Origin of the sequence: Sulfolobus acidocaldarius DSM 639, assembly GCF_000012285.1 — an archaeon.
GTDB classification, from domain to species: Archaea; Thermoproteota; Thermoprotei_A; order Sulfolobales; family Sulfolobaceae; genus Sulfolobus; species Sulfolobus acidocaldarius.
In genome coordinates this window covers 1,483,181-1,507,547 of the sequence record NC_007181.1, presented here as the reverse complement: position 1 = coordinate 1,507,547, position 24,367 = coordinate 1,483,181, and the positions used below count along the sequence as shown (strand labels likewise).

Genomic DNA, 24,367 nt, shown 5'->3' with positions numbered 1-24,367 from the left:
ATAGATAGCTTTAAATTTTTGCCAAAATTAATTCTCAAGCCCTGAAATACGGAACTTTACTTCTAAACATTTACCATTTCACGTAATGAAACTAATTTAAAGGACAAAAAATTGATTTAAAATTTGGAATAAAAAATAATAAACAGTATATATTCGATCTACATAATGAAAAGAATACTATTATTTTCACTTATAATGAGCACATTAGCCCCTGGAATTCTGGCTACAGTACACTTTTCTCCTTTTATTTCCTTGTTCTCTATAGCTCTAGGTTTCGACATTGCCTACATAACCTACTTATTAGTTAACGTGGACTGGAACTACTCCGGTCTTTACGGTTACACTAAAAGACTAAGCCCTTTGGTGTCTAAAGTTTTTCTGGGCAGTTGGCTAGTAAGTTATTATCTTTATGTTATATACACGCCGTTGTATATTGCATATTATGTTTTAAACCTGTCAGGGTTAACCGCTATCCTCTTAACGTTTATCCTGGTAAGCCTGTCCTCAATTTTAGCGGTTACTGAATATGGTTACTACGCCTTTCCAGTTATAATGTTGGCACAAATTGTATTTGTCTTACCTGTGGGGTGGAAGTTTAACGTTAGTGTCCTACCTGCTTCCATATCGTACCTATTCCTTAACATACTCTCGTCGTCATTAGTCGTAGTATGCGTAACTCTTTCCACATTTATAAAGGGCGATAAGCGTTTTTCCCATTATATTCTTTTAGGCTATGGTATCTCGTCAATATTTTTACTTTATGGATCCTTTATGATGCCTAATTCTATCTCCGTGTATGGTATAAGCTTAGGTAACTTCGGTCTAGTCCTAGCTGAATTCCTCATGCTAAATAATCTTTTAAGACATGAACTAAGAGTAAAGAAGAACAATATATATATTCTCTCTGTTGTAGCAACTGTCCTCTCTACGCTAGGGACTTTAGATTATGAATTTTTCTATACGTACTTAATATACCCCTCAGTAATGTTATTATACTTGAGTCTCCTCCTCTCTTTTCCCTCCTTATTCAAGTTTTATAAATCCATTTTATACCGATTTCTAGGATTTCTCTCCCTGTTACCTTTTTCCTATGGGATTTATAGTGTGGTAACTTCATCAGGTACACTCTCAATTCAGATTGTGACTTTGAGTACCTTAGCCCTAATAGTTACCCTTGGCTTAGTCCTTGGTAAAAGATCTAGTTCTCGGTTACAACATCGTGATACCAAATGAAGTTAAACAAATAGAGCGTAAAATATTCTTAAAGAGGAAAAGGGGTGGGAAAAAACTTGGTTATATTTTTGGTCACATGTCTTTTACACTAACTCCTCTGTCTTAACCCCCGTTCTAGGTCTCCAGCCCACTCCATATGCTATAGCTGTACCGATTAGTCCTATTGCAACGTTAATTATAACAGAGATTGCACCTATGTACATAACTCCTATGGGTGTTATAAAGGATGTTGTCTTTATTGGTCCAAAGTGATTTGCTAACATTGTTAAATATATTCCGCTAAACATTCCTGCCACCCAACCTGCAATCAGTGAATGACTATTAAGCTTGTGAGTATATAATCCAAGGAAGAGTGGTGGAAGGGTTTGAAGTATTATTACACCGCCCAATAGTTGTAGTTGTATTGCATAAGTTGCGGGCACAGTGAATACAAGCGCTAGTGCAATGAACTTGAACGCAGTAGATATCCATTTGGCTAATGATGACTCAGTGTTAGGGGACATATTAGGCTTTAACTCCTTTATTATATTTCTGGTCAGTAGATTTGCTGCACCTATAGCCATGATTGCAGCAGGAACGAGCCCACCAATGAATATCCCCAGTAATGCTACACCCACAAACCAGTCTGGCATGGTGTAACCAATTAGGGCTGGAACTGCAACTGCTCCGCTCTTCGCATGAATGATAAAATTCAAGACATTGGTATTTGCGTAAACTAAGATTCCAAATAAGGCTATGATCGCTAATATTAGTGAGTAAAATGGTTGCAGAGCTAAGGATATCTTTAACGACTTTTTAGAGTCTGCACTAACACTTCCATTGACCGCATGTGGGTAAAGATATAGTGCGAAAGCACTACCTATAGCTAACGAGATGTAGGCAAGATTATTTGACACTGTGCTCTGCAGATACTGGTAAAATATTGGCTTGTTAACACCATTTAAAGCACTGTTCACTTGACTACTGTATGTTGCAGCATTACTAAAGGCAGCTGAGAACCCTCCAAATGCTAAAGGAACGTAAATTGCAACTGTGATAACTGTAGCTAGTATTATTATGTCCTTATAAACTGCAGTAAGTGCGGCTCCTCTTAGTCCGCTTGTAAATACAAACGCAGCCAAAATTATAAACGATACTAGCAGACTGAGGTCATTCACCAACGATATATTGCTAACACCTAAGCCTAAAAGTAATATTGAGAGGGCAGCTTGCATTCCAACTATTTGTAAAGCTATGTAAGGTAACTCTGCAACTACACCAGTAACAGCAACTAACCCTGCTAGGGTCTTACTATTAAACCTGTCCTTTACAAAATCCGCAGCCGTAACATAACCCTTATTCCGTGAGACTGCCCATAATCTTGGCATAAAGAGTAATGCTATAAACGCAGTCACACCAGAGTAGAATGCAGCGTAAAAACCAATGGGACCGCTTGCCAGAACTAATGATGGAACTGCGATAAAGGTATATGCAGTGAACAAATCAGCTGTTAGTAAGAACCACATTAGGTATGGACCTAGTTTTCTTCCTGCCAGTGCCCATTCAGGGAGTTTAGATAGATCTCCTTTTCTCCACCTACTGGCATAAAATCCGAGGTAAACGAATACTGCAAAAAGAACTATGAATATTACCAACGATAGAATTGAAACATGTAAGCCGTCCATAGTCTCAATCCTTTATAACTAAAATTACTATGAAGAACACTATGGCGCCTATTGGCATGAGGATCATTTGGTACCAGTAGAACATTGGCAGTCCCAAAAACGTGGGGCTTGTAGTTGAGTAAAGTGGCAATAGCGAGTACAGTATAACGAACACTAGGGCTAGTACTCCTACTATTGGGTAAAATTTTACTGCCATTTCACTTATCTTATATTAAATTAAATATTAAGCTTAACTATTCGAATTTATTATTTATATATTCATAAATATTATTTTAGAGTTTAGTTTGGCTATTCTATCGGAAGCCTTAAATGACTAAAATTTTAAAAGAAATTAAAGAGAAAAACTTTATATTAAGCCACAGTAAAATAACTCTTCATGCCTACTATAGCTCAGCAGATTTACGACCTCTTGAGCAAATACACTAACTCAATCTATGGTAATCCCGGCACAACGGAACTTCACTTTTTAAAATACCTTCCAAATAACATGAAGTACTATTTAGCTCTTCATGACGGTGTTGCAGTGGGTTTAAGTGAGGGATATTATCTGAAATCACGTAACCTAGGAGTTGTAAACCTTCATGCAGGTCCTGGACTGTCAAATTCCTTTGGATATATTTACTCAGCCTATCGTAACAAATCGCCATTGCTCATTATTGCTGGACAGCAACCATCATATAGTTCTCCAGAGGAGCCTATGTTGTACTACAATTTCTCCTCATTACCCTCTGTGAAGGAATATGTGGAGATTAAAAACAGTAAGGAGACGATCAAGTTCATGAACAGAGCCATAAGGACTTGTTTAACCTATCCTTACGGTCCAGTAGTAGTTTCGTTACCCTATGACATAATAGAGGATATATCAGATGAAGACGTAAACTATGGCAAAGTTGTAGAAGGGAATATGTGCTCCGAGTCTGTAATAATTGACACAGTTGAAAAAATCAAGAGTAGTAGCCAGATTGCTATAGTTGCAGGATACGAGATTGAAACATTTGATGCCTCCCAAGAGGTTATGCATCTTTCCAATAAACTGAACTGCCCAATATACGCTGAACCTTATTTGTCCAGATCATCAGGTATAAGAGTAAATGACACCCTACCCACAAGAGCCAGTGAGTTAAACAAGATAATAAGGAATTACGATCTAGTCCTAGTCCTTGGGGGTGAACTCCACAGAGTACTCTACATGGATGAAGACATTCACTGGAAGAACGTAATCCAAGTCACCTCAGATGTAAACGAAGCTAGGAAAAGACCGTGGAACACTATAGTGTGTAATTTGAAGTACTTTACAGGCAAACTTAATGAGCTGATTACCCCCAGAAGTAGTCCAAGTAGGATTATACAAAGGCAGAAGAGGAGAAACGAAAAGATAAGTAATATGCTTAAATTACTCTTGAGTTACACTGACGGTTACACTGTTTTTGGAGAAGCCTCTTCACAAGGTGAAGAAATAAGAGAGCTATTCTCCTCAACAAGATTTTACTCTAATAGGTCTGGACTACTAGGATGGGCACTTCCTGCTGGTGTCGGATACGCATCTGCTGGTGGAAAGTCACTAGTTATAATGGGTGATGGGAGTTTCAACTATGCGCCTCAGGCAATATGGACAGCATCAAGATATGATTTGCGAGTCAAGATACTGATTATAAACAACAGTGGTTATGAGGCTTTAAGATCCAGGGCAGGATACAAACGTGACTTCTTCTCTCCTGAAACACACCCTTGGAGGATAGCAGAGGCTTATGATTTTAGGGCTAAGGAGTTTGAGGACTATCAGTTAGCCGTAAAATGGTTAATGGAAGGAGAGGAAAGGAAGCTAGCTGAAATTAGGGTAGAAGAATAGGGGAGTGTTATGTGTTTTTCATTCTGCATAATAGGGTCTGCTATACACCTACTGTTTCAATGAAGTTATTTCTAGTTGGTAGCTCTAACATTTATATATTTTTATTATACTAGAAATTATGAGAAATTAAAGAGTATTAACTTAATTAATTAGCCATAAATTGGTGTGTTCACCTTCCTAAAATCTTTACCAAAAATATTTTCATATGATTAACCAATCCTGATACAGTAAAGTCGAGATCATAAAAGTGTATTCCTTGTAGTATGTTATTTCTATTTCAAGACCATAAATCCTCTAAGTTTACGGGCACCTTTGTTATTCTTCTCTTTATTACATCCTCAATTGCACTGGTAACTGCGGCTACAGCCACACCCACAGGAATCTCTCCTACTCCTTTAACACCGTAGGGAGTAACCTGTGATGGAGTTGGAACTATATTTACCTCGATATCTGGTAAATCTGCCGCAGTCGGCATACCGTAATCGGCAAGGTTTGTAGTGAGTAGATTACCGTTGTCGTCATAAAGATATCTTTCATATAAAGCCAATGCAATACCAGTAGCTGTACCACCTATTACCTGCTCTTTAACTAGGTCTTCGTCGATCGGATTACCTGGGTCAATGTACACAACATGCTTTATGGGTTTAATCTTACCGTCTTCAATTCTTACAACTGCTAAATCACAGGCAAAAGGATATGCGTTAAACCTGTATTTGCCCTGAAGAGTATAGGTAAACTCTACTTCTTCTCCCTCAAACTGGGTGATCTTGATCTTTCCACCTTTTTCACCAACAAAGTATCCGTTCTCATATGATACCTTATCCCCCAAAACAGCCTCAGCCTTCCTCCTGGTTTTAGCCTTTAATTCCTCTACAGCTCCTGAAACTGAGCCATAAGTGAATGCAGCCATCCTACTTCCGCCGGGTCCAAAAGACGTGGGTAACTCAGTGTTATCTAGAGCCTCATATGTTATGTCTTCAGTTGGTAAACCTAGAAGCTTTGAAGCTAAATACACTGCTGTATGTTCATTCCCTTGTCCCTCTGCTCCAAAACCTAAGCCAATTACGATTTTACCGTTCTTCACTTTTATCTTTACTCTCTCACTTCCTGAGGGTGTGCTTGGGTCTGTGGATAACGCTATCCCAACTCCAGTCCTCTCATCTCTCATTGAAAATATGTCTTTCCTGGACAAAGCTAATTCTAACAGACCTTTTGGATTTCCAGAATCTATGTACGCAAAACCTGTGTCATAGGGGAATGTGTCAATGGCATTAATTTTCCTTATTTCAGCTCTACTAATACCTAAGTCGTCAGCTATTGCATCCATGACTCTCTCCAAAGCCCATGTGTGAGGAGGAGTACCTGCTCCCCTGAAAGCACCAGGTGGGTTCTTGTTTGTTGCAACTAAAGTCCCTGTATACCTGATATTAGGTATCTTGTAAGGTCCAGTAAGGAAACCTAAAGGTTTGAACGCTTGACCTGAATCTATTGATGCACCTACATCTTCCCACAAATGGATGTCGAGAGCATTAACTTTACCATCAGAGCTATAATAGGCATTGATCTTGAACTTTCTTTCAGGACCACTGCTATTAGATGCTAATAAGTGTTCACTTCTGGTTTCAATCCACTTAATTGGAACCTTATATTTCAAAGATGCATAACCCAACACAGACAAGTACCTTACAAATGAGAACTTCGCACCAAAACTTCCTCCCTGTCTTGCATTCTTGTGAACTACTTTAACGCCCAAAGCTTTCTGAAGCTCGTTGGAAACCACATTACCCGCCTGCTGATTTGAAATAACTATTAACCCATCGTCCTTTGGAATTACTTGGGCACCATAAGGCTCTATTGGATTACCTGAACTCCTGGACCAATAAAGGTTAATTTCTATGCTTTTGCCTTTATTTTCCACCTTTCCAAACTCAAAAGTCTGTTCCCTGACTACGTTACTCTTTAAATCCTCAAATATCAGGACTTTGTTCTCCAAAGCCTTATCAATATTTGGTACTGCCTGTAATGGTTCATACTCTACCTGTACTAGCTCTGCCAGGTCTGATGCCCTGTAAGGATCGTCTGCCAGAACTAGTGCAACAGGCTGACCGACATATAATGCCTTGTTAATCGCTAAGAGAGAGGTATTTAGACCTGCCCCTTCCCTTTCTCCTGACTCCACACGTTTTGTGACAATGTCTTTTCCTGTGAGAACTAGAGCCCCTCTGTTTACTGCGTCTGTGGGGTCTATCTTAAGTATTCGAGCATGAGGATATGGACTTCTTAGAAAGAAGGCGTATTTACCCTTAAATTCAAGGTCGTCAACATATCCTCCTCTTCCTATTAATGAATTGTAAACATCTACTCTTTTCATGAAATGATATTGCCGTATAGGAAGCAAATAAATCTATCTACGAAACAACTTAAATTCAACTAACGTGCATTATGTAGGGACACACTCCTTTTTAAGGCTTATCAGACAATTTTGGTGCAAATGAATAGAGACATTGGAAAAAGTGCTGAAAGGGAACTGGTGTCGATTTTAAGGTCTGAGGGCTTTAATGCCGTTAGAATACCTACGTCTAATTCCTCTCCTAATCCACTACCTGACATTTTCGCTACAAAAGGGAACATCCTATTAGCTATAGAGTGCAAGAGCACTTGGGAACATAAGGTGAAAGTGAAGGACAGACAAGTGATAAAGCTGTTTGAGTTTCTCTCTATGTTTACTATGGAAGGGAGAGCCTTAATTGCAGTGAAATTCAAAGAAATCCACAAATGGAAAGTAATGGAAATAAGGGAAATAAAGGAAGTAGAAGTAACTGTAGACAACTCTATATTTTTAGAGAATTATATATCTCAGTTCCTAGAGAACTACATACCACAGGCTGGAAGAGAATTAAGTAAATTGTGATATTTATTTTTCCTGTTAGCGAGATGTAAGAATTTTCCTCCCTACTCTGGCTTGTTGATTGCATACTGATGATCCTTTAATTCACAATGAGTTCCTAACTCTTTCCCTCGTTAAATAACAAGAGACATATTCTTTGTATTATCTATTTAAATGATCACTTACATTATTTTCCCTGTGATTAAGTACACCAGGGGGCTAGAAGAGGAAAAATTACTTAGAGAAATAATACAAGTACTAGGTCTTGAATACATAAATGCCGAAAGGGTGAGAGTCGTATACTCCGTCAATTCTAAGTCTAGAGCCATAGCAAGAATCTGGAGTGTTCCAAAAGTGATACTGACTTCTTTTCAGCTTGAACCACTATATGTGATAGAACTGATTACTGAAAGGTATTCTAGACTCAGTGAAGAGGAGAAGATAAAGGTGCTTATACATGAAATCCTCCACATACCTAAAGGTTTCAGCGGTGGTCTACGAGCCCATGGAAAACATGTGAACAAGAGAGAAGTGGAAAAATTATACAGGGAGTACTACAGTAAGAAGAGAGGGAACTGGAAAAGTAGATAAAGGTAATATGACGACATTCTGGTCAATTTTATGTCTGTCCAACAAATCGTCTACATCCTACTTTGGCAAAAACTGATCAGGTATTCCACTGTCCCTGTGAACCACCTAGGACTACTGAAAAATTTTATATTAACTAATGATTTTTAGCTACCAAAATTATTATAATGTGATCAAGGATATTATTTTCTTATGATAGACTTCCATTTCCACGCACCAGTAAGGGAGTTCGTGGAATTTTTAGGAGAATATGCTGAACCTGCATTTAGATACTTTAACGCTAAGATAGAGCTCAAGGAGTTCAAGGAAATACTGGACTACTATGAGGGGATAGGGATTAAGAGGTTCGTAGTCCTACCCATAGACTCCACGACCTTTCTGGGGAGAAGAATTCACAATGAAGCAGTTCCCAATGATGATAGGGTTGTAAGGTTCGTGTCTGTAGATCCAATGAAACCAAATGCAGTAGAAGAACTGAAGGAGGCGATAAAGAAGTTTGAACCTGTAGGAGTGAAACTACATCCTCAACTACAAGGATTTCATCCCCTCGACGAAAAGGCAATGAAGTTGTATGAAGTGGTCAACAATCACGGATTAATTATAGTTTTTCATACTGGTACCTCAGGAATCGGGGCAGGTTTAAGGTCTAGTATAAGGTTAGATTACGGTAGACCAATATATTTTGATGAAATTGCTGTAAGATTTCCAGATATAAAGATAGTTTTAGCCCATTTTGGTTGGCCATGGACTGAGGAGGCAATTGCAATAGCTCTGCATAAGCCGAATGTGTATTTAGATCTATCAGGTTGGGCACCAAAATATGTACCTGATGCCCTGTGGAAGAACGCTAAGAGATTAAAGGATAAGTTGCTTTTCGGATCCGATTTCCCCTTAATAAAACCAGACAGATGGATCAATGAATTATCACAGGTAAATCTTGATGCTGATCTAAAAAATAAGATACTGAGTGAAAACGCAGGGAGGCTCATTAAGTCTACCGGAAGAGGCTAATCTGTACACTATCGTTTTAAGATATTTTAGTTCGAACAACTTCACCTATTTTCTTTGTTTTACTCTCTTTATTTTATTATGAAATTCTTTATTAGCATCAAGGATTAAATTTGTAGTATGTCGGAAACTATAGAGGTCGTATCTCCCTCCAATTTAAAAGTCATAGGTAAAGTGAAAAGGATGAGTAGAGATGATGTAAGGGCACAAATTGAAGAGGCAGATAAGGGTTTCGAGGATATATCTTCACTTCCCCTATATAAGAGGACGGCAATTCTAAAGAGAGCTTCAGATATCATTGAGAGGGAAAAAGAGAGATTAGCTAGGTTACTAGCCCTTGAGGCTGGAAAACCAATAAAGGATGCCAGAGTTGAGGTAACTAGAGCTTCAAGACTATTCCGACAGGCAGGGGAGGAGGCAGTTTTTGTATTGGAGGGTAAAAACTACAGGGTAGATGGGTATGAGTATCCTCCTGGAAATGAAAATAGAATTGTAGTGAGCCAAAGGGAACCTTTAGGAGTGGTTAGTGCAATACTACCCTTTAACTTTCCCGTTAACTCGTTCGCCCATAAGGTGGCTCCTGCAATAGCTGTAGGTAACTCTGTAGTAGTAAAACCTAGTATTAACACTCCATTATCTGCTCTGGAGATGGCTAAGATCCTTGTTGAAGCAGGTTTAACAGAGAAAGCTATCAGAGTAGTTACTGGGTATAGTAAGGAGATAGGCGATGAGCTCTATACTCACCCCTCAATAAGCTTAGTTACATTAACTGGCTCTACACAGACTGGTTTAATGATTGCGTCAAAGGCTGTTTCACTAGGTAAGAGGATAATTATGGAGTTGGGAGGATCTGACCCAATAATTGTATTAGAGGACGCAGATATCGAAAGATCATCGTCCATATCAGTTAGAGCCAGATACGAATACGCTGGACAGAATTGTAATGCTGGAAAGAGGATAATAGTGAGAGAAGAAATATATGAGAGATTTGTGTCATCTTTTGAGAAAAAGGTTAAGGAATTGAGAGTAGGTGACCCACTAGACGAGAACACTGATGTAGGACCTGTAATAAATAGAGAGAGTGTGGAAAACCTCAACTCTGTAATAGATGACGCCAAATCTAAGGGAGGAAAAGTTGAGATACTAAATAAAGGACCTGATAATGGACATTTCTTTCCCCTTACTGCAGTTCTAAAGCCCAGCTTAGACATGTTAGTTACTAAAACAGAGGTATTTGGACCTGTTGCACCTATAATACCAGTGAAAAGTGATGAGGAAGCCATTCAAGTGGCTAACTCCACGGATTATGGATTGCAATCAGCTGTGTTCACTAAGGATGTAAACAGGGCTCTCAGGATAAGCAAGGCTCTTAAGTTCGGAGCTGTAATCATTAACGATAGTACAAGACTGAGGTGGGATTCACTACCATTTGGTGGGTTTAAGAAGACCGGGATAGGAAGAGAAGGTGTTAGAGATACAATGCTGGAAATGACTGAGAACAAGTTGGTGTCCATAACCCTCCTGTAAGGAAGTTAGTTTTACCGTTTTATCTCTCCTCAGTTATCTAAAAGGTTACCTTTAACGTAATCTTTGTGTGGTATTAGATATATCTATCACTAGAATGAAAAAAGATGAAAATTAGTGTTTCTTACATTTTAACTTATTATAAATTAAGTCTTATCTTCTACATTTAAGGAATAGTATGAATGATTTTTTAACTCTCTTTCACTTAGCGTTAATTATGCCATATAACACATCTATACTCAGAGTATTAATGACTGTATTTTTATTAGTACCTATTCTATCTATACCTCTACTGACATTACAGCATCCCATAAGTGCATCAACTAGCCAAAATAACACTTTCAAAGTAATGTACCAAGACTACTCATCTATGCTAAGAACATCACCTGCTGGCACAAAATACACATACTCTGAGGTTACATATAATATGACGGCAGATAATTCCACAACCAAGACTATCAGTTACGATAGTTATACATATGACGTAAATGTTGGAAGTTTACAGACTTTCTCTGGAACCATAACTGTATCAGTGTCCAACTTTAACATAACAGTGAACTCAGAGATCCCTCAACTTGCCAGAGTAATACTAGAGGAACCAAACCTAGATGAGGAACTCGTGTGGGCTGGTTTCACAAACGGAACTGCTAGCATAACTGGTCTGGCTTACTTTAACTCTTCAGCAAAACTGATATTAGAGTTCTTAAATGGAACAGGCTTCTCTAACGTTACGTTCGACATAAATAGACAGCAAAACTCCTACTCACAGACAGTTTCCCTACAGCTACAGAAAGTCACCTTAAACCTTTCAGGTTCATTTTCCTTTACAACTACTATTGAAAGCTCTCACCCTAAGAGATACTCACAGGTTGAGTTCCACTATAACGGATTGAATGGAGAGGCTAACTATAACGCAACCTTAGCCTACTTCCAGGGTTCATATGTTCCAGCCATGGTGTGGACTACATCAACTCAAGGACAATTCTCAACACCCTCAATAAGCTTCCAAGCCCAGGGATACTTTACTGGAATAGAGTTCTTGGGTGTTAACGGTACATTGGCAGGTTACGTCTCAACATCGTATGTTTCAACTGTGGCAAGCTCTAGTCTTAGTATACTATCAGGCGGTATAGATGGTGTCAGTGGATCTGTAAAAGTTATCGTTAACCCACAGGCACAGTACGGTAGTCCAAAAGTAGTAACTAAGGTTATGGTAAGTGGAAACCCTGTCATAGTTGTGGTCACAAATAACGGTGTGATGAGCACTGCTAATGTAGACCTATCAAGAAATGTTGAAAACGGTAGAGTGTTAGTTGACCTAGACGTCAATGGAAATGGACAGTATGTACTTGTATTCCCCAATAGCTCGTCAGCCTATGTAAGGTTGGTTGTACCTCAGTCTGTGAATGTCCAGAATGTAACCATAAACGGAAAGTCCTATGAGAGCCAAGTAGTCTCAATAAATGCAACAGGATATGTGGTATTTAACGTTTCATTACTTAAAAATGAGACAGTTGCTGTGTTTGCTAAGAACGGGAACTCACTAACACAAGTGAATTCAAATGATTACTTCGTCGATAATGGAAAAGTTGTAGTGTTAGTGGACCCTGCTAACACTTACTACGTAGTGTATGGTTACTCCCCATCTCCATTAACCTCAGGTAGTACGATGTACATAATAATTGGTATAATAGTTGCTATAATTGTAATAATTGCAGTAGTCCTGCTGACTAGAAGGAGAAAATAAAAGTTTTCACATTTTCTCACTTTTTTCCATCAAATAATTAAAATATACCTCATTAACGTAAAGCCTTACAAACCTAATTTTATCAAAGCCTAAGCTCATACCCCTCTTTTCCCTAAGTTGGTAATCAATTATCTCGGTGTCTTTCTCGTGTTTTAGTGAAAGGAACACGTCCTCATAACCATTTATGAACGTCTCGTCAAAAACCTTGTCACTAACAATTCTCCTGTTTATAACCATAAAGCTCCCACCATTTACCACTTCTTTGACAACCTCCCCTGCAAATTTCTTGGCTTTAAGCATGGAGTCTATTACAGTGAGCTTACTAATCCTTAGCTTCTCTCCATATTTTAGCGTTAAGCTACCGTAAACCTCTGCAGGAGGTATACGGAAGATTTTACCAATGTTCTTCATGACCTTCAAATAAGATCGATTAAACTTGATTATCGATACCTTATACGTGTGATAACTAGAGGGCTTCGCAAATACCAGACTCCTATCAGTAGTGCTTAACTCCTCGACAAGTTTAGAGGGATTTTCAGCCTCAAGAACGTCATCATTTGATACCACGATCCACTTAGGGTGAAACTCCTTTAACGCAAACTGAATTCCGTGGTTTACACTTGTCGCATAATTAAAATAAGGTCCTGAACTAAGTACAAAAACTAAAGTAAGGTCACTGTAAATTTTACGTAATTCCCTGCTAACTCTTTCAAAGTTAGCAGTTGGTATAACAACAACCACCTCACTGTCTTTACCTCCAATCACCTTAATCTCTGTTTTAGCCCTGGGTCTGCTCGCCATCCACTTCAGTATCCTCTCTCTATCACCTATTTCGTACACTCTCTCAGGTTTATTTTGAAAATAGTATTCTAGCTCTTTATCCAATTTTTATCACTTAACCTATAGAACAGAGTGTAAAGCATGATCATGGAAAAGGAATATATGAAGTCCTCAATCGGTATTGTAAGTACCCTAACTCCGAGTATTGAGTTAGAAGCTCCATACAGCACCACAGGAATTGACGTCAAAAAGTAATCGAAAACTAAGAAGGGAACATATGTGAGACTCATGAACTTCCAAAATACTGTTGACCTCAACATACCTTCATCTAAAATTGCCGATATTATTAGTGACATGGACAAGTAGAGTATAACAATGAACGTGTAGGAATAGTGGAGAAATAGAGCCAAGTCAACAACAACTAGAAGTGCTGAGATGATAAATACTAGGCGTCTGTTTATGAACCTTATTTCGGAACCCTTACTCCTCTTAAGTATATCGTAAATAAGAAGAGTAGCAAAGGGCGTTACGACAAAGAACATTACCTCCTCTATAGGTAGATTAATTACGTAAAAACCCAGAATCCAAGTCCTGTTAAATGACCATGAACCAAAAGCTGTAGCAAAGAAGTCCCAATACAAGAACAGAGGGCTAACAATGGCTATAGAACTTAGTAAGGCTAGATAATTTCTTCCCTTCAAAATAAGTGAAAGTATAAGAGTGGGAATGAACATCATTAAGTCTATTTCCACATAAGCATATCCCTTCAGAAAGATAGGAAGTTGCGTAAGAAGTACACCCCTAAAGCGTTGTATATACCCTGGGCAATTACTCTTCTCTTCTTTGGCTTTATCTTCCTCTGCTTGATTATCTGTGGATTATTCCATATCTTCTTTGCTGTCCACTTGTACATATCTGCAGCAGTCTTTATGGCAATTAGGTACCTGAATGGTATGTAACTATACCCTTTCTCAGCTGTCTTCTGGTATTCAAAATATCTGCTTATCTGGAACCTTATGAACTCATTAAATCTTGGAGAGCTATCAAGCAAGGACGTCTTAAACTCCATCATCTCCTGGAAAGGTAAATATTGTCTACCCAATGCCATGTCCTCTTCAACATCTCTAATGAAATTTATATACTGCATTGCCCTCCCTAACATTCTAGCGTAGTAGTAAGACTCCTCAGGTAAGTCCAATATCTTAGCCATCATTACTCCAACTACCTCTGCTGAACCATATATGTACTCAAGTAGCTCATCAATAGTGTAGTAAACACTCTTCTTCAAATCGCTCTCCATAGCATCAAGGAAGGCATCCACCCATTCCTTGTCAAAGTTCTTTCTCCTCATTAGGTCTACAAAGTTCTTCAATACAAGGTCGTTTGAATCCTTACCGTCTAGCTGTTCGTAGTACTTACTTCTCAGCTCATAAAACTCTTTAGCCTTTTGAGGAATTGAGTCCACTAGGTCATCAAAAACTCTCACAAAAGCGTAAAGCTTAGTGACATCCCTCCTAACCTGAGGGGGGAAGAACACTGAGCTGTTGTAATATGTGACGCTCGCTCTTTTGAATATCAGTGTTAAGTTGACCACAGTATGGCTTACACAGGTATTTAAATAAAAATATGTTATATTATTCCTTATTAGGATTTATTTGGAGATATACTAATTTTGCTTACATGGTTTTATAACTAGACAGCGAGATCATCAGACTATGAATGATTTGTTGATAATTCTTCCCACGGCGGTAGTTATGTTCTTTTCTATGGAATTCATAGCGAGATTTGTACACAAATATGTAATGCACGGGTTTATGTGGTTCATTCATAAGGATCACCACAGGGACCAACACGGCACCTTTGAACGAAATGACTTATTTGGGGCACTTTTTGCTACACTAGCTGCTTACCTTATATTCAATGGTATATTCAACCTTAACCCTATATCCCTAGGCTTAGGCATAGGAATGACCTGTTATGGAATATCCTACTTCTTTGTACATGACATGATCATACACGACAGACACCTACACCTTAGATCCTGGGCAATGAAACACAAATATTTCAGGGAGTTAGTTATGGTCCATGACGTTCACCATAACAAAGGTAGGGGTAACTGGGGATTCTTGTTAATAATAAGAGGACTAGACGAAATACCTGAAGGAGTGGATCGAGTATAAAAGCAGTTATAGTTGGTGCGGGAATAGGCGGACTATCGACTGCTCTTTATCTAGCTAAAAAAGGGATAAATGTTACAGTCCTAGAGAAGAATTCACTCCCTGGAGGAAGAGCCAGGTGGTTTAGTGAAGGGGACTACGAGTTTGATATGGGACCATCATGGTATCTTATGCCTGAAGTTTTTGAAAAGTTCTACAGAGAAGTTGGAGAGGAACCACCCACAATTAAGGAAGTAAGTCCTTTATTCTCTTTGATATCAGAGAGGGATAGGAGGTCAGAGTCATTTTATAAATATGATGATAGGTTAGCCAGTTACCTAACAGACACTGAATTCATGTACAGTTTAGCGATGGAAAAATTTCTCTACAAAGAACTAAAGATCTCAGACCTACTTGACTCTACAATAATAAACAACATGAATAGGTTTCCCATATTCAACACCCTTGACAACTTTAACAGAAGGTATTTCCCTAATGACGAGTTCCTTCAAAAGGCACTAGGATTCTCGGCAGTATTCTTAGGGGGATCTCCTTTTAACACACCTGCGATATACGCCATGGTCAATTACGCCATATACGGAAAGGGCGTTTTCTATCCTGAAGGAGGCTTTAAGGGATTAGTTCTGAAGCTGTTTGAAGCCTGTAAAAGAGCAGGAGTGGAGTTCAAGTTTGATTTTGAAGTGGATAAGGTTCAAGGATCAAATGGAATGTTGAAGTATGTTGAGAGTAAGGGAAGGGCAGTGGATGGGGACTACTTCATATTTAACATGGACTACCATTATGCAGACAAGTTGCTGTCAAGTAATGATGAAGTGTATTGGATGAGGAGGAAGTTGGCACCATCAGCAATATTAGTTTATGCAGGCGTTGAAGGAGAGTTAAAATCGCCTCACCATGTAATAATAATTAATGGTGACTGGAGGTATCACTTTAACTCGATTATGAGGGGAGCTGAGCCAGACTTAAACAACCTATCATATTACGTAAGCTACACCAGGGCAACCGATAAGAGGATTAAGGGGGACAGTTTAGTGTTCCTTGTACCCATTTCAGCTGGGCTATTTGGAATAAACCCCGAGGCTTATGTGAAGAGAGCTATACAGGATTTCAAGGAGAAAACAGGTAGTAAATTTGACGTGAAATTCATGAGAGTGTATACTCCTTTTGATTTCCTAGTGGATTACAATGCATATAGAGGGACAGCCTTTGGGATTTCACATACATTAGACCAGACCGGTCCATTTAGACCTCCCATGAGAAATAGGAGATGGAGAAATGTGTATCATGTTGGGCAATATACACAACCTGGTATAGGTGTGCCCATGGTTACAATATCTGCAATGATTGTTGGTAAGAAAGTACTAGAGGACATGGAGAAAAGAAAATAAGGAAATGCCTGAGTAAGAGTCTCCGAACTTATGTTCGTCAAATTTTTAATTAACAAATTGAAAATGTACAATAATGAGCATAAGTAAAAGTGAGCTAAGGAAAGTTACTTTAGCTGCATCAATAGGCACATTTTTAGAATACTATGATCTACTTTTGAGTGCAACCGCTGCTGGAATAGTTTGGCCTTCACTGTATTTCAATCCTGCTACTAAGAACCCAACTGTAGGATTGGCATTATCTCTGTCCACAGTGGGAATAGCCTTCATAGTAAGACCCCTAGGCGGTCTAATATTCGGGCAAATAGGAGATAAGTTAGGTAGAAAGTCCACACTGATCATTACCCTTTTACTTATGTTCATAGGAACATTTGGACTAGGTGTCTTACCAACTTACGCACAAATTGGTGTAATATCAGCTTTCATGATAATAATACTCAGAATTATTCAGGGGATAGGCTTTGGAGGGGAATGGGGAGGAGCAGTATCGTGGATGGTTGAGTTTGCTAAAAAAGCGAATAGTAGTCCTACATACTGGACGTCTTTTCTCCAAGGTGCAGTGCTCTTCGGTATATCTGCATCAACATTCGGATTTGCGATAGTTTCAGCATTACTAGACAGGGCTTCTTTCCTGTCATGGGGGTGGAGGTTATTATTCATAGTAGGGGCTATTATAGTCGTGTTAGGGGCTTTAATGCGCTATTACACCTCTGAAAGTCCGTTGTTCCTTGAATTAAAAGTTAAAGGAGAGTTGTCCAAGTCGCCCGCCCTAGAAACCTTGAAAAAATATTGGGTTAGTATAATCCTTCTAGCGATAGCTTGGTGGTATATGACAGTAACCACTGTTCTAATTGCCACTCCTTACTCTATACAATTTGCCTCAGCTATAGGTGTGAATACTATACTTGGTTTGAGCTCGCAGTCTTTTATGAACCTGGTAATAGGTATAGGTTACGTAGTGGGCGGTCTCGCATCAATAGTACTTGGTGTAATGACCAAAAGCATCAGGATGACTAGGTTGAACGTGATCGTTGCTGTAGTTTGTTCAGTATTGGTCTACTTGTACTTTTACATGATATCACTCAAAGAGGCATACTTTGTTATCTTGTCTTCAGCGATATTTTATGGAGCAGTGTTCTATCCCTTTGGAGGATTAGCGTCTTGGTTCGCTGAAAGCTTCCCTACAAAATACAGGTATACTGGTACTGGTCTGGCTTATCAGATAGGAGGATTACTTAGCGGTATAGTATCTACTTTCGTCCCCCCGATAATTTTGCTTTACACTAAACTTCCTGTATCTCAGTTGTGGATATACTATGCACTTACTTATACGATAATATGCGTAGTATCAGCTCTAGCTACTATAGCCTATTCTCGAGTCTATGGAAAAGTAGAAATGCCAAAATAGATTACAAAGAGTTAAAGCACCTCTCTTCTATCTCAAAAATTTTTATACGACATGTTTCTCATAATCTTATTTAAATGAGAAAACGGTCAGCTATTTTCACTGTCGTTTTGATAATAGTGGTGATAATAGCGTTGTCCCTACTGCTATTTATGAACCGTGCATCATCCCATAGCTCCACTATTCAGAGTGGAGGAACCATATCTGGAAAGGTAAACAATGTGATCATAAATCAAGCCATTGAAAAGGCTTCAAATGTACCTGACAAAATGTTTGTTGAAGTCAACATTACAGTTTCTTATAACGGTAGCGGGAGTGTAAATATAGTCCCACAGGACTTCTACTTAACCACCAGCAGAGGCGTTTACGAGGGCAGTCCAGGTGAACCAGTATTTGGAGATCCTAGCCCGTTTCAGCCTACAACACTAAAGAACGAGACTAGTGCCAATGGTATAGTCTCATTCCTTACTCCTTCCAATATTTCTCTCCACAATATTTACTATAAAGAGAATGGCAAAATTCTCCTTAACATCTCCCTGAGGGGGACTAACCTAACCTATTTCACATGGATAAGTGTAATTCACATTTCTTCGAACAACAGTTTAACTGTTTATTTCACAAATGTTTCCTCAAACCTCATGGGGTTCAGTGGTAATAAAATAGTACTAAATGTTACAATTCACAACCTAAACTATAACGAGACCGTTAAGTTAATGAACCTTACCGTTCAACCAAATATTTTCAATTACACTTACTCTCCACCTGTAGGAGAGAACTTGACAATAAAACCTAACGGTTTCCTTTCTCTCGTTCTAACCATAATCTTACCTAGAGTAAGCTACTACGGAGACGTTTATATAAAAATAACTTTTGCGTAAAAACAGTCCTAGGCTGGTCTACATGTACCCTTTTCGTCTAGGACTACACTCTCTTCAGGTTCTATGGCACTCCTGCAGAAAACCTTTGCTCCTCCTAAGTCCACAAGGCACAGATAGTAAGAGTCCTCAACCCCCTCGGGTGTAGCGGTTAACTTCCAGTACTGTACTACCTTACCCTCTCTCTTTTCAACAGATGAAAAATCAGAGTTGCCACACTTAGGGCATCTTGCTCTCTCTACTGAAAATGAATAACCGCATCTCTTACAGGTATATATCATGGTTCCTCACCGTAGATCAGGACTGTAGCTGAATTACCAAACCCAGCCATACTTAGTGAAAGTCCAGTTCTTGCATCCTTAACTTGTCTTTGACCTGCTTCTCGCCTCAGCTGAAGGAAAGCCTCATAAGCCTGGGCTACACCGCTAGCTCCTATAGGATGTCCTTTGGAATTTAGTCCACCGCTTGTGTTTATCGGCATTTCACCATTTATTTCAGTGACAGTATCGAAATACGCTTTCCAACCCTCTCCCTTCTTCAACAGACCTAGCTCTTCAGCTTGGACTATTTCCAAGACCGTAGACATATCATGAAGTTCTGCAAAGTCCACTTTCTCTACTTTCGCCGTTTTCTTGGCAATTACTCCTGCATTTCTCACTGAGTTCAGAGACAGGATGTTTTCCCTCTCAGATATACTAGATGTGTCCGACGCCGTCCCTATGCCCTTTATGAACACAGGCTTTTTGGTGAAGCTGTAAGAGTCTTCACTCCTTACCATTAACAGAGCACATGCACCATCACTTATAGGGGTAAATTCATAGAGAGTCAAGGGATCAGCGATGACCGGAGATTTGAGAACTTCCTCCAAGCTAACTTCCTTTTGAACATGGGCGTAGGGATTTAACGAACCATTGTGATGATTTTTAACCGCCACCCTAGCAAATGCCTCTCTTGGCGCATCATATCTCTTCATGTACTCCTTTGATAACAAACCGGCTAGGGAAGGTAATGTTAGCCCAGCCATTCTTTCCTCTCTCGGAAGAAGGGATGCAATTACAGAGGTTACCTGCTTAGTGCTCTTCTCTGACATCTTTTCTGCCCCTATAACTAAGACAGTGTTAGCCATTTTCGAGTCCAATAGCGACTTAGCTACTAGTAAGGCTGAGCCCCCACTCCCACTTGTATTGTCTACTCTTATGGAGGGTACCTTGTCTATGCCTAAATATGTTGTAGCTAAATTATTCAGACCTGATATCGAATTAAGCTCTCCTGAGTAAGTGTTTGAGACTATGACAAAGTCAATCTCGTATTTCTTTACTAGGGGTATTCCGACTTCGGATATCAGTTGAAGTAAACTTTCCTTCCTTTTTCCGAACTTCGTAATTGAGCCATCGACGATCGCAACCATTATCACCCTTACGTTATAAGCGAATTTAAAATTATAGTTCTTAGGAAGAGAATTATATAATTATAAAATACCTTCAGTAGTATATATTACACATATGACATACTCAATAGTAATTTACGACCCAAACGAGGAAGCATGGGGAGTAGGTGTTGCCAGTAAGTTCTTAGCAGTGGGTGCTTTTGTCCCTTGGTTGAAACCAGAGGTAGGGGCAATAGCAACTCAAGCCCTAGCTAATCTAGAGTATGGTAAAAAAGGATTAGAACTCCTAGAGAAGGGTTATGACGCAAGGAGTACGGTGAATAGTTTAACTTCTGCAGACCAGCTTAAAGAAAAAAGACAATTAGGTGTGGTTGATAGTAAAGGGAATGCGTATGCGTTTACTGGAAGAGAATGTTACCCATATGCAGGTCATATAATTGGTAATAACTTCACAGTACAAGGAAATATATTAGCAGGAGAGGAAGTGCTAGAGGCTATGGCTAAGGAGGCAGAGGGGAGAGGAAGGATATATGAAAAAATACTGAATGCATTGAAGATGGCAGAGAGCAAAGGAGGAGATAGGAGAGGAAGACAGAGTGCAGCAATTATAGTTGTAAGAAAACCAACTAAGAGTAATACCGAGTTTGAACCATCAAATGTTGGAAAATATGTTGATATAAGGGTTGATGACAGTAAGGAACCGTTAGTAGAGTTGGAAAGAGTGTTGAATTTATGGATTGCGACTTTCCTTGAGGAAGAGATGGTGAGTGTATACGATTACTTAGACAAAATCAATAGTGCGTTGAGTAAGTTGGGTTATCAAGACCTGAAGAGTTGGGTCGAGATAAATAACTTTGAGGCTAAGTTCTCTGGGGATAAAATAGGAAAGACTGTTCTTAAGGTGCTGTTTGAGCAAGCAGGAGTAAGGACATGATAAGCAACTAGATCCCTTATTAGGTCTCATAAAGATACATATCGATCTCCTTTTTTCCTCGAGTACACAGACCAAAACTCCCTCTTATATGCTATTTTCTAGTGAGGTTAACATACGTGATCTAACACATGATATTTAACCAGTGCATGTACATTATATTTTTATAATTAATAATTTAAATAGTGTATTTATGGAACAACTACCATGGAACGTAACTGTACTTGATTTAACTAGGTTATTACCGGGTGGAGTTGCAACTAGGCTACTAGTCGACTTAGGATTCAATGTGATAAAAGTAGAGGATACAGAGAAAGGGGATTACATGAGGGAGACTAGTCCTGAAGTCTTCAACTACTTAAACTACGGAAAGAAAAGTATATCCATAAACTTGAAAGATGACAGAGGGAGAGAGATCTTTTACGAGCTAGTTAGAAAGAGCAGGATAGTGATAGAGAGTTTCAGGTCTGATGTAGTTAAGAGGTTAAAGATAGATTATGATACACTTAGAGTGTTAAATGAGAAATTAATATATTGCTCCATAACAGGCTATGGATATGAAGGTCCATTATTGCCAAACCATGATATTAATTGTAACGCTTACGCAGGAATTGATAAAGTACTTCCAGTCCAGGTAGCTGATATAGGTAGTTCATTATTAGCTGTCATAGGAATACTCAATAAGATGTGGAGGAATGAGGGCGGATTCGTAGACGTATCAATGGCTGGAGCATCTAAACTGTTTAATGTGATAAACATTCTGACTGAGGGTAAAAGCGTACTTAATGGTGATTACCCCTGTTATAACTTGTATGAGTCTAAGGATGGGAAGATATCACTAGGTGCGTTAGAACCTAAATTCTGGGTAAACTTCTTACATGCAGTAGGAAGGGAAGAGTTAATAAACAGACAGTTTGATCCTAATGCAATTAAAGATGTATCTGAGATAGTGAAGAGTTATACTACAAAGGAACTTATGGAGATAGCTGAAAGGTATGACGTGCCTATATATCCTGTAAGAAGATTAGGAGAAGTTAAGAGGGAATTTAAGTATGAGAGAGGACCAGTAAGGGGAGAAAATACTCTTGAGATTCTGAAAATTTTAGGAGTACCAGAGACTAAAATAAAAGAGTTAGCTCATGACGGTGTTGTCTTAATTCAAGAAAAGGACTTTCTGACTTGAACTAGTGTTTTTATATACAGATGTGATATTCGATGTTCTTCTCCTCTAACTTTTATGTCTTAAATCATATTTATCTCGATTTTATTGAAGGATGAAAAGAAATAAGACAAAAAAGTAGGAAAAATCTTTGTTTCAAAAAACATTATTTAGGGATCAGGAAGTCCCTCTCTCTTTACTTTCCGTACTTTTACTCTTCGCCATTTGTGGAGGAGATAGGAGATTCTCGTTAATTTCCTCCAATCTGACACCTACAGTCTTAGGTACAGTAAACCAGAGTATAACTGCAGCTATAACAACAGGGAACGCCTCTAACCCCCAAGCAGTAATTGGACCAAATGATGCTACTAGTGGGAACAGAAGCAATGGACCTATCGCACCACCTATATGACCCAATCCATCACTGATAGCAAACCCTGTTGACCTGGCTGATGTTGGGAATGACTCGCTGGACATTAGATAACCGGCTAGATATGACATCCCTCCTCCTATTGCATTCAGTATGAATCCTAGTGTTAATGCCATTCCCAATAGGTCGAAACGTGTAACGAAATAAGCGGCAACTATGGTACCTATCAGCCAACCAAACGACCCAATTTGAGTTATTAGTCTCCTGTCTGTCTTCTCTATAAAGGCTAGTAGGAGGAATGCCATAGCTGTATCTCCCAAGGCAGCGAACCCAGTGTAAAGTACATATTGGTTAAATGTGGATCCCGTTATGCCTAACGCTAATCCATAGTAGTCCCACAAAGTTGAAAAAGTGTACTGGACAAAGTAGATAAAGAACCAGAAAATCACTAGACCCACTAGCCTCTTGAGAAATGTTCTATTACCTAAAACTGACCATGTTTTAGTTGGCGTATTATATTGAATTATCTTTGGTTCAGGTAGAGAGCTAACTTTAGCTCTAGCCATAGCTGTCTCTTCCATACTCCTGACCAGTTTTTCAGCCTCATCTATCTTACCTTTTTTCACAAGGAATCTAACAGTCTCTGGTGCTGCCACTCTAAGTACTAATGCAGCAAACGCCATTATGGCAGCTATACCAAAAGCTAATCTCCAACCTATTCCAGGCAGTGAGGTCACTAACACTGATGCTATAGTAGCTCCTACACCAACTGCGATCCAACCTGAGAGATAAATGTAATTAGCGTATTTACCTCTTTTAGCACTCGGGGCAAACTCTGTTACATAGACCATTGCTAAGTTTAAATCACCACCAATACCAGCTCCTTCAATAAATCTGAAGACCGCTAGCATAGGGAAGTTTACAGAGAGAGCCATTCCTAAGCTTCCTATGGCAGTAAGGGTAACTGTCAATATAAGCACAGGTTTCCTACCAATTCTATCAGCCAAATAACCTAAACCTAAGGATCCTGGGATATACCCAAATAATCCTATTGAAGCAATTAATGAGGCTGTCGATGCGTTGAGAAATGGTATATATGGTAAGGCTGCACCTATGTTGCCTACGGCGTCATAAAGGGTTATAAAGTAGCTGAAACCTATTGCATATAGGATTACGTAAGATAGTCCCCAGGTTGGTAATCTATCAATTCTTGCAAGATATTCGTCCAAAACATTTTTATTGGTCATAATTGGGCTTTTGCCTTAATTATTTATAAGAATTATTTTTAATAATCAAGTTATATTCACTTATATTTTGACTCTTTTATTAAAATAGTATAGCTTAAATATAATAGTTAAAATAAAAAAATCCGAGGCTATTAAAGACTAAATAAAAGCA

The 24,367-nt window shown here is 38.9% G+C and carries 22 protein-coding genes; 13 read left to right on the top strand and 9 right to left on the bottom strand.

Annotation, left to right across the window (positions count from 1 at the left end; genetic code table 11):
- Positions 1–165: 165 nt before the first annotated feature.
- Positions 166–1,233, top strand: coding sequence for a hypothetical protein (locus SACI_RS08345; protein WP_011278554.1), 1,068 nt, complete (start codon positions 166–168; stop codon positions 1,231–1,233).
- 83 nt (positions 1,234–1,316) lie between these two features.
- Here SACI_RS08345 and SACI_RS08340 read toward each other — a convergent pair whose 3' ends face one another.
- Both SACI_RS08340 and SACI_RS08335 read right to left on the bottom strand, forming a co-directional pair.
- Positions 1,317–2,897 (bottom strand): sodium:solute symporter family protein, encoded by a 1,581-nt coding sequence (locus tag SACI_RS08340; RefSeq protein WP_011278553.1) that lies wholly within the window; start codon positions 2,895–2,897, stop codon positions 1,317–1,319.
- 4 nt (positions 2,898–2,901) lie between these two features.
- Positions 2,902–3,093: a DUF3311 domain-containing protein gene (locus SACI_RS08335; RefSeq protein ID WP_011278552.1), complete on the bottom strand. Its 192-nt coding sequence runs from the start codon at positions 3,091–3,093 to the stop codon at positions 2,902–2,904.
- A gap of 180 nt (positions 3,094–3,273) precedes the next feature.
- On the opposite strand from SACI_RS08335, the gene SACI_RS08330 reads away from it, so the two are divergent.
- Positions 3,274–4,746: a thiamine pyrophosphate-binding protein gene (locus SACI_RS08330; RefSeq protein ID WP_011278551.1), complete on the top strand. Its 1,473-nt coding sequence runs from the start codon at positions 3,274–3,276 to the stop codon at positions 4,744–4,746.
- A gap of 277 nt (positions 4,747–5,023) precedes the next feature.
- Here SACI_RS08330 and SACI_RS08325 read toward each other — a convergent pair whose 3' ends face one another.
- Positions 5,024–7,117, bottom strand: a complete 2,094-nt coding sequence (locus tag SACI_RS08325) for a xanthine dehydrogenase family protein molybdopterin-binding subunit (protein WP_011278550.1) — start codon at positions 7,115–7,117, stop codon at positions 5,024–5,026.
- Positions 7,118–7,237: 120 nt separating this feature from the next.
- On the opposite strand from SACI_RS08325, the gene hjc reads away from it, so the two are divergent.
- From hjc to SACI_RS08300, 5 genes are all read left to right on the top strand, one after another.
- Complete coding sequence (gene hjc, locus SACI_RS08320; RefSeq protein ID WP_011278549.1) at positions 7,238–7,657, top strand: Holliday junction resolvase Hjc; 420 nt, start codon at positions 7,238–7,240, stop codon at positions 7,655–7,657.
- A gap of 174 nt (positions 7,658–7,831) precedes the next feature.
- On the top strand, positions 7,832–8,224 hold the full coding sequence (locus SACI_RS08315; protein WP_176586694.1) for a putative metallopeptidase: 393 nt from the start codon (positions 7,832–7,834) through the stop codon (positions 8,222–8,224).
- A gap of 189 nt (positions 8,225–8,413) precedes the next feature.
- Positions 8,414–9,232 (top strand): amidohydrolase family protein, encoded by an 819-nt coding sequence (locus tag SACI_RS08310; RefSeq protein WP_011278547.1) that lies wholly within the window; start codon positions 8,414–8,416, stop codon positions 9,230–9,232.
- Positions 9,233–9,349: 117 nt separating this feature from the next.
- A complete protein-coding gene (locus SACI_RS08305) occupies positions 9,350–10,756 on the top strand; it encodes an aldehyde dehydrogenase family protein (protein ID WP_011278546.1) in 1,407 nt (468 codons plus the stop codon).
- 214 nt (positions 10,757–10,970) lie between these two features.
- Entirely contained in the window at positions 10,971–12,500 is a 1,530-nt protein-coding gene (locus tag SACI_RS08300) for a hypothetical protein (RefSeq protein WP_230937943.1), read from the top strand.
- Positions 12,501–12,506: 6 nt separating this feature from the next.
- Here the strand turns inward: SACI_RS08300 and SACI_RS08295 are convergent, their stop codons facing one another.
- Genes SACI_RS08295 through SACI_RS08285 form a run of 3 tightly spaced genes read right to left on the bottom strand, consistent with a single transcriptional unit; the run spans position 12,507 to position 14,874 of the window.
- Positions 12,507–13,385 carry a hypothetical protein gene (locus tag SACI_RS08295; RefSeq protein WP_011278544.1) on the bottom strand — a complete coding sequence of 293 codons (879 nt, stop codon included), beginning with the start codon at positions 13,383–13,385 and terminating at the stop codon, positions 12,507–12,509.
- Entirely contained in the window at positions 13,370–14,032 is a 663-nt protein-coding gene (locus SACI_RS08290; protein ID WP_011278543.1) for a lycopene cyclase domain-containing protein, read from the bottom strand. The genes SACI_RS08295 and SACI_RS08290 overlap by 16 nt, the downstream gene beginning before the upstream one ends.
- A 14-nt stretch (positions 14,033–14,046) precedes the next feature.
- Positions 14,047–14,874 carry a phytoene/squalene synthase family protein gene (locus tag SACI_RS08285; protein ID WP_011278542.1) on the bottom strand — a complete coding sequence of 276 codons (828 nt, stop codon included), beginning with the start codon at positions 14,872–14,874 and terminating at the stop codon, positions 14,047–14,049.
- 121 nt (positions 14,875–14,995) lie between these two features.
- On the opposite strand from SACI_RS08285, the gene SACI_RS08280 reads away from it, so the two are divergent.
- The 4 genes from SACI_RS08280 (at position 14,996) to SACI_RS08265 (ending at position 19,125) form a co-directional block, all read left to right on the top strand.
- On the top strand, positions 14,996–15,460 hold the full coding sequence (locus SACI_RS08280) for a porin (RefSeq protein ID WP_011278541.1): 465 nt from the start codon (positions 14,996–14,998) through the stop codon (positions 15,458–15,460).
- Complete coding sequence (locus SACI_RS08275) at positions 15,457–16,845, top strand: phytoene desaturase family protein (protein WP_080504024.1); 1,389 nt, start codon at positions 15,457–15,459, stop codon at positions 16,843–16,845. The genes SACI_RS08280 and SACI_RS08275 overlap by 4 nt, the downstream gene beginning before the upstream one ends.
- 73 nt (positions 16,846–16,918) lie before the next feature.
- The gene (locus SACI_RS08270; RefSeq protein ID WP_011278539.1) at positions 16,919–18,250 is read left to right on the top strand and encodes an MFS transporter; all 1,332 of its coding nucleotides are present in this window, start codon (positions 16,919–16,921) and stop codon (positions 18,248–18,250) included.
- A 74-nt stretch (positions 18,251–18,324) separates the two neighbouring features.
- On the top strand, positions 18,325–19,125 hold the full coding sequence (locus SACI_RS08265; RefSeq protein WP_011278538.1) for a hypothetical protein: 801 nt from the start codon (positions 18,325–18,327) through the stop codon (positions 19,123–19,125).
- An 8-nt stretch (positions 19,126–19,133) separates the two neighbouring features.
- Here SACI_RS08265 and SACI_RS08260 read toward each other — a convergent pair whose 3' ends face one another.
- Together SACI_RS08260 and SACI_RS08255 are read right to left on the bottom strand one after the other, a co-directional pair.
- Positions 19,134–19,403, bottom strand: coding sequence for a hypothetical protein (locus SACI_RS08260; RefSeq protein WP_011278537.1), 270 nt, complete (start codon positions 19,401–19,403; stop codon positions 19,134–19,136).
- The gene (locus SACI_RS08255) at positions 19,400–20,530 is read right to left on the bottom strand and encodes a thiolase family protein (protein ID WP_011278536.1); all 1,131 of its coding nucleotides are present in this window, start codon (positions 20,528–20,530) and stop codon (positions 19,400–19,402) included. Before SACI_RS08255 ends, SACI_RS08260 begins: the two co-directional genes overlap by 4 nt.
- A 94-nt stretch (positions 20,531–20,624) precedes the next feature.
- Here SACI_RS08255 and SACI_RS08250 point away from each other — a divergent pair, with 94 nt between their 5' ends.
- Positions 20,625–21,443: a DUF1028 domain-containing protein gene (locus SACI_RS08250; RefSeq protein WP_011278535.1), complete on the top strand. Its 819-nt coding sequence runs from the start codon at positions 20,625–20,627 to the stop codon at positions 21,441–21,443.
- A gap of 190 nt (positions 21,444–21,633) precedes the next feature.
- Complete coding sequence (locus tag SACI_RS08245; RefSeq protein ID WP_011278534.1) at positions 21,634–22,623, top strand: CaiB/BaiF CoA transferase family protein; 990 nt, start codon at positions 21,634–21,636, stop codon at positions 22,621–22,623.
- Between the two features lie 153 nt (positions 22,624–22,776).
- On the opposite strand, the gene SACI_RS08240 is transcribed toward SACI_RS08245, so the two are convergent.
- On the bottom strand, positions 22,777–24,216 hold the full coding sequence (locus tag SACI_RS08240) for an MFS transporter (RefSeq protein WP_015385665.1): 1,440 nt from the start codon (positions 24,214–24,216) through the stop codon (positions 22,777–22,779).
- Between the last annotated feature and the right edge of the window lie 151 nt (positions 24,217–24,367).